The organism is Robinsoniella sp. (genome assembly GCF_034124845.1).
On sequence record NZ_JAWYAJ010000511.1, the window covers coordinates 1 to 5,931 of the forward strand.

General features: G+C 41.8%; 6 protein-coding genes. 1 reads left to right on the top strand and 5 read right to left on the bottom strand.

All coding sequences use genetic code 11. The annotated features are described in order from the left end of the window. Window positions 1-146 precede the first annotated feature (146 nt). Both ACH2DQ_RS25270 and ACH2DQ_RS25275 read right to left on the bottom strand, forming a co-directional pair. A complete protein-coding gene (locus ACH2DQ_RS25270) occupies window positions 147-1,316 on the bottom strand; it encodes a DUF819 domain-containing protein (RefSeq protein ID WP_394915754.1) in 1,170 nt (389 codons plus the stop codon). A gap of 29 nt (window positions 1,317-1,345) precedes the next feature. After that, entirely contained in the window at window positions 1,346-2,422 is a 1,077-nt protein-coding gene (locus ACH2DQ_RS25275) for a mandelate racemase/muconate lactonizing enzyme family protein (protein WP_394915753.1), read from the bottom strand. A 190-nt stretch (window positions 2,423-2,612) separates the two neighbouring features. Here ACH2DQ_RS25275 and ACH2DQ_RS25280 point away from each other — a divergent pair, with 190 nt between their 5' ends. After that, window positions 2,613-3,179 carry a helix-turn-helix domain-containing protein gene (locus ACH2DQ_RS25280; RefSeq protein WP_394915752.1) on the top strand — a complete coding sequence of 189 codons (567 nt, stop codon included), beginning with the start codon at window positions 2,613-2,615 and terminating at the stop codon, window positions 3,177-3,179. 86 nt (window positions 3,180-3,265) lie between these two features. Here ACH2DQ_RS25280 and ACH2DQ_RS25285 read toward each other — a convergent pair whose 3' ends face one another. The 3 genes from ACH2DQ_RS25285 to ACH2DQ_RS25295 all read right to left on the bottom strand — a co-directional run. Continuing rightward, window positions 3,266-4,315, bottom strand: a complete 1,050-nt coding sequence (locus ACH2DQ_RS25285; RefSeq protein WP_394915751.1) for an NAD(P)-dependent alcohol dehydrogenase — start codon at window positions 4,313-4,315, stop codon at window positions 3,266-3,268. 288 nt (window positions 4,316-4,603) lie between these two features. Next, on the bottom strand, window positions 4,604-5,509 hold the full coding sequence (locus ACH2DQ_RS25290) for a helix-turn-helix transcriptional regulator (protein WP_394915750.1): 906 nt from the start codon (window positions 5,507-5,509) through the stop codon (window positions 4,604-4,606). Between the two features lie 67 nt (window positions 5,510-5,576). Beyond that, window positions 5,577-5,931: hypothetical protein (locus ACH2DQ_RS25295; protein ID WP_395028616.1), on the bottom strand; the 355-nt coding region annotated here is incomplete at its 5' end.

The window sequence follows — 5,931 nt, forward strand, 5'->3', positions numbered from 1 at the left end:
TGCCTCGTCAAATACCGCCGTTTCTGTCAGCTTTCCGCTGGCGAAATCCAATGTTCTGCAAGAAAAACAGTCCCCTTCCTGCCAGAAGATTCCGTACAGTATGCCCAAGGTATACAGCTTCCATTGAACCATATTTCTGCCTCCCTTTAAGCTCCGATCAGCATCTTAATCAGATACGCAACACCTATTCCCACGTAGTTTCCGCAGACTCCGCCAATGACACCCATAATCAATCCGATTCCAACCAGAGAGTTCCAGCCGCCGCCGGAAGCTACCAGCGCAGCCGTCGGACCGTCAGCAATGGCTCCGGTTATTGACAGAACCGCATATTCATATTTCACTTTACATAAACGCAATATCAGCAGATGAAGTGCCATTGCTCCAAAGATAACACAGGCACAGAACAACGTAATTGCCAGTGTGGAGCCAAAAAATGCACGGATGTCCACCATAAATCCAATGGTAGAGAGATACATCATTCCGAACAGCAGCCCAAGGCTCATATTTCCTTTCAGCTTCTTAACCATTGGAAGCTGTGCCATGATCAGTGAAATCGTTGTATTTAAAAGAATTTTACCTGCACTCATAAATGACTCTGGAAAGAGTTTGGCTGATATGACCCCGGCAACTGTGGAAATGGTAATGGCCAGTGCCAGCAGATAAGCAATATCCCGGATACTCCAGGTATCGGATCCCATCAGACTGCCGGAACCGTCACTTACCTGGCGTTCTTCTTCGGTGTAATGATATGGCCATACTCTTTCAATCCATTTCATTTTCCGCAGAATTGCCGGCATTGCAAATAAAAGAATCAGTACCGGGATTCCGATTACATAATCAGCCGCATTTGCAGAGGCAATGGTTTCCTGTGCCGTATTAAGCCCTACTGCAATTGCCGTCAGGTTTGCACTTCCGCCTGTGTAGGTACCTACGAACATGCCAGCTACTTTCCAGCCTTCCGGAATGATTGTTCCAAATATGACTCCAAATATCACACTGATGATACTCACGCTGAAAACAGCGCAGATAATTGCAATCCATGGCTGTCTGGAAAGCTTTTTTAAGCCTTGGAAATCCACATTCAGCAGATACAGGGATACCGAAATGGGGATACAGTAGGTCCCAAGCGTACCATATAATTCATGGCTTCCCGGCACAATTTTTAAGTTGGATAAAATAATTCCGATCACGATAACAGTCAGTACCGGACCGATACTTTTCAGCGCGGAATATTTTTGCAGCCACATACTAAACGCAATCATGATAAATACTACCGCCAATAAGCTCTCCGTAGAATTAAAAATAGGTAATGTCATTAAGATCTCTTCCTCCTTAGAACGTTTTTTTAGAAATTAATATCTAATCCGAATCCCGGCTTGTCAGAAAGAGTAAAAATATCTCCCTCCCTTGTGAATCCGCCGGTCATACCTGTTGATTCATCTTTATAGTACAGAAAGCTGTCGCAGTCCGCTTCGGTTATATTCTGTTTAGATGCAACGAGGCTCATTCCTGCCGTGATGGCCAGTTTTGTTTCCAGCATACAGCCAACCATGCAGTTTACCCCATTAGCCATTGCAATGGCATTGATCTGCTCCGCCTGATACAGTCCGCCGCATTTCATCAGCTTAATATTCAGAGTGTCTGCCGCTCCCAGCCTGCAGGCTTTTGCCGCATCAATCGGGCTGTGAATAGACTCGTCTAACATCACTTTGATTCCTCTGGCTTTCTGGCGTATCCATGCCGCCCCTTCCATATCCCAGTCAGCAAGGCACTGTTCCACGGCTTCCACCCCCGCCTTTTCAAAGGCATCCAGCGCTTTTACCGCATCACTCACCGAATAGCCCTGATTGGCATCCACCCGAAGGCGGATATGGCTTCCAACCGCTTCCCGTATTTTATGTATATTTTCTATATCCTTTTCCAGGCTGCTTCCGGTCTTAATCTTCAGGATATGATAACCGTCTTCCTCCACGTAACGCCTTGCCTTTTCAACCATTTTATCAGTTTCATCCATCCCAATGGTGATATCGTTGACTACCTTGTTGTCATATCCACCCAGTACTTTATACACAGGCTGTCCCATCACTTTGCCCCGGATATCATAAAGTGCCAGATCGACTGCACATTTTGCAGATGTATTTCCTGCTATTGCACCATTCATAAGGGCATGTATCCGCTCAATATTAAGAGGATCTTCTCCAATCAGTCCCTGGCGGAACATCTGAAGTGCCGCTAGTACTCCTTCAATGGTTTCCCCTGTTACAAATGCCAGAGGCGCCGCTTCACCATATCCCGCAATCCCTTCATCCGTTATGATTTTGATCAGTACATTTTCCGAATAATCAATGACGGCAAACGCTACCCGGAAAGGCTCGCTTAACTGAATCCGGATTTTTTCCAACTTCACATCAACAATTTTCATGTTTCATTCTCCTTTTTATAAATACTAAAATTTTTAAGTATAATTTAAATTAATATTACTATTTATAAAAATATATGTCAATTGTTTTCTTGATTTTTAGTATTACTTAAAATGATTCCCTTTTATTTTTAGATATGCTATAATCAGTTCAGACAAAACGAAACACAGAAAGAACAATCAGGAGGATGCTATGCTTGGCGATAAACTCAAACAATACCGTAAAAAAGCAAATTTAACACTGAAAAATATGGCGGAAGAAACCGGACTTTCCATTGGATACATTTCCCAGGTGGAAAACGGGCAGGTTGAACCCTCCCTCTCATCCCTTCGAAAACTCGCCAAATCTCTGGATGTACCCCTTTATCTGCTGCTGGACTACGAGGAAGATGAGGCTCTTACGATTCGGGAAGACCGGCAGATTCGAATGCACAACCACCAGGAATCCGTTACTTATAACTTCCTAAGCCCCCTCCCTTCCCACAAATTTCTGCCCCAGAGTCTGATGATCCGGTTTACCATTGAACCCCACACTCAGGATTCTGAACTTCCCGTTGTTCACCATTCCGAAGAAATCGTAACTGTATTGTCCGGAACCTTAACCCTTCTTGTGGGCAGCGAAGAAATTGTATTAAAAAAAGGGGATTCTTCGTTAATTAAAGAAGATATCCCCCATTTATTCAAGAACGATCATGATACGATGGTGGAAGGAATTTCTAGCCTGACTCCTCCAGTATGGGGAAATATGGCTTTGAATTAGACACAAACCCATTAATTCTATATGTAGAAACAAATTTTAATTACAAAAGACAGGAGCGCAATTGCCCCTGTCTGATCTCTTTACGCCTAATCTGCGATTTTAATAACAGCTTTTACCACATCAGCCTTATTATTAACGCTGTAGTCCATTGCCTTCTGTGCTTCCTCAAGACTGAATATATCGGTAACAATCCCCTTCAGATTTACCTTTCCCGAAGCGACTGCCTCAATTGCCATTGGGTAAATATGGCGGTAGCGGAATACTGTTTTAAACGTCAGCTCTTTGTCTAAAGCCAGACTCATAGGCAGCGTCATTTCCCCGCTCTTACTATAGCCCACCAGTACGATTGTAGATCCCTTTTTCGTCATATGTATAGTCTGTACGGTTGTGATCTGTGTTCCTGCTGTTTCAATCGCAAGGTCGCATCCCTTATTATCCGTCAGACGCATCACTTCCTGAACCGCATCTTTTTCGGCACCGTTGATCACGCCGTCTGCACCTAATTCCAATGCCTTATCCAGTCTCTTCTGCATAATATCCACTACATACACTTTGGATACTCCCATTGCCTTTAACGCCATCATGCTTACCAGACCGATACATCCGGCTCCCATTACAACCGCTGTCTGTCCTGCATGTGCATTTCCCTGCATCGCCGCATGAAATCCCACCGCAAGGGGTTCAATAAGCGCTCCTTCTAACGTACTGACATTATCCGGAAGTTTAAAGCACAGATCCGCTTCATGCGCCACATATTCCTGGAACACCCCGTCAACCGGCGGAGTAGCAAAGAATACTACATCCGGGCATAAATTATATCTTCCTGTTTTACAAAACTCACAGTGGCCGCATGTCTTTCCCGGCTCCAGGGCAACCCGGTCTCCTGCTTTTAAATGTGTTACATTTTTTCCCGCCTCCACAACAACGCCGCCCGGCTCATGCCCCAGCACAAAAGGAGGCTCTACCACATAATCACCGATCGCCCCGGTTTCGTAATAATGCAGGTCGGATCCGCAGATCCCTACATAATTCAGTTTTACCAAAACTTCATTGTCTTTTATCTTAGGAATTTCACGTTCTTCAAATCCCATTTTGCCAATTCCATTCATAACTGCTGCTTTCATTTTTCCATCCATAATTCTTCTCCTTTTATTCTATGTATGCTTCTTTTATTAAATGTTTTATTAAAGTAATTATATTATTGTTCTAATTTAAGAAAAAGTCAATCCCTAAATTCATTTTCGTTGATTCTCCTAAATTAATTTCCAATATTTATGTAATTTGTATAAGAATAGAACCCTTCAAACAACGTCATTAAATAATGTCCTCTGTGGATCACTTAATTTTACCCTCTTTTTGTCGTAATAATAGATATAACAAAACCGCCTGTGCAGCATAAAACTACACAGGCGGTTCTGTACTTATTAGTACATAGAAAGTATCTTTTTCGCCTTTTCCTTTAGCATATTTCTTGCTTCAATAGGCGCAATTATTTTAACATGCTCACCAAAGGAAAGCAGATAGCGGAAAGTCCAATCGCTAAGCTGGTATCTAAAAGTTACTTCCAGTGTGCCATCCTCTAATTTCTTTATGTACTTCTCTTGAAATTCATCATAGACTTTATATGCTATTTTTTCTGAAAAGTGTAATATGAATATGGGCGTATTATATTCTTCCCGGTAGATAGGCGTAATAGAAAAATTTTCCGGTATTTGGCGGTTGAACAACTGGTTTGTTATTTGAATATCTCTAATACGGGACATTTTATAGGTTCGAATATCATTTTTATTATGTGAATAGGCAATAAGGTACCACGCGTGTGATTTGAAAACCAATTTCATCGGCTCGACGGTTTGGTTGGTTATCGTCAACTCTGCATTAAAGTAAGTAAATGTAATCACATACTTATTGATTATCGCACGCTCTAAAGCCGTAATATTATTCCGTTCCTTTTTGGGACTACCCCAATATGAAAAATCAATCTCTAACCACTCCGATTGCAAATTGTGGCTAAACAATCCGGCAACCTTGTTTAAAGATTTATCGGCGTCAGGGTAATTGGCTGATTTAAGAATTTGCAGCGCCTGAATAATATTTCTTTGCTCTGCTTGCGTAAAGTAAGACTTATCCAACGAAAAGCCTTGCATGAAAGACAAACCTCCGCCATATCCTTTTTGTGATGTGATTGGTATATTTGCAATGGAAAGTATATTGATATCCCTGCATATTGTGCGAGTTGAAACACCAAGTTCCTCCCCCAATTGTTTCGCTGTTAGGTTCTTATGGCTTAACAGCAGAAATACGATTTGAATTAGTCTGTCTATCTGCATATCATCACTCTGTTATTCTGTTTTTTACGGCAAGCTGTTTCTACGCCACATTTTCGTATTTTAAATGCTAACTCCATGAAAACAAATCCTCTCCCAAATATTTGTCATGTGGCACTACTAAGCATTTTTCAATAGACTTCCAATAGCTTTCGTAAAGATTTTTTTGTGCAGCTCCATAGCTTTCTTTCGTATCAAACTCCCAATAGAGCATGTACTTAACGCTTTTTACAATGCGAGTGATTTTAGGCGGTGGTAATCCTTCTTTGATTTGCTCCATGTCTATGTGGTACTCTCTTTTGACAAATCGAAGTAAAAGTAGTCCTTTTTGCTTTTCTAAAAAACTCTTAACTTCAAGCATTAGTGCCTCAAACTCATCAACCTTTTGCGGCTTGACTTGATAAATACATATTTCAGTAAATGGC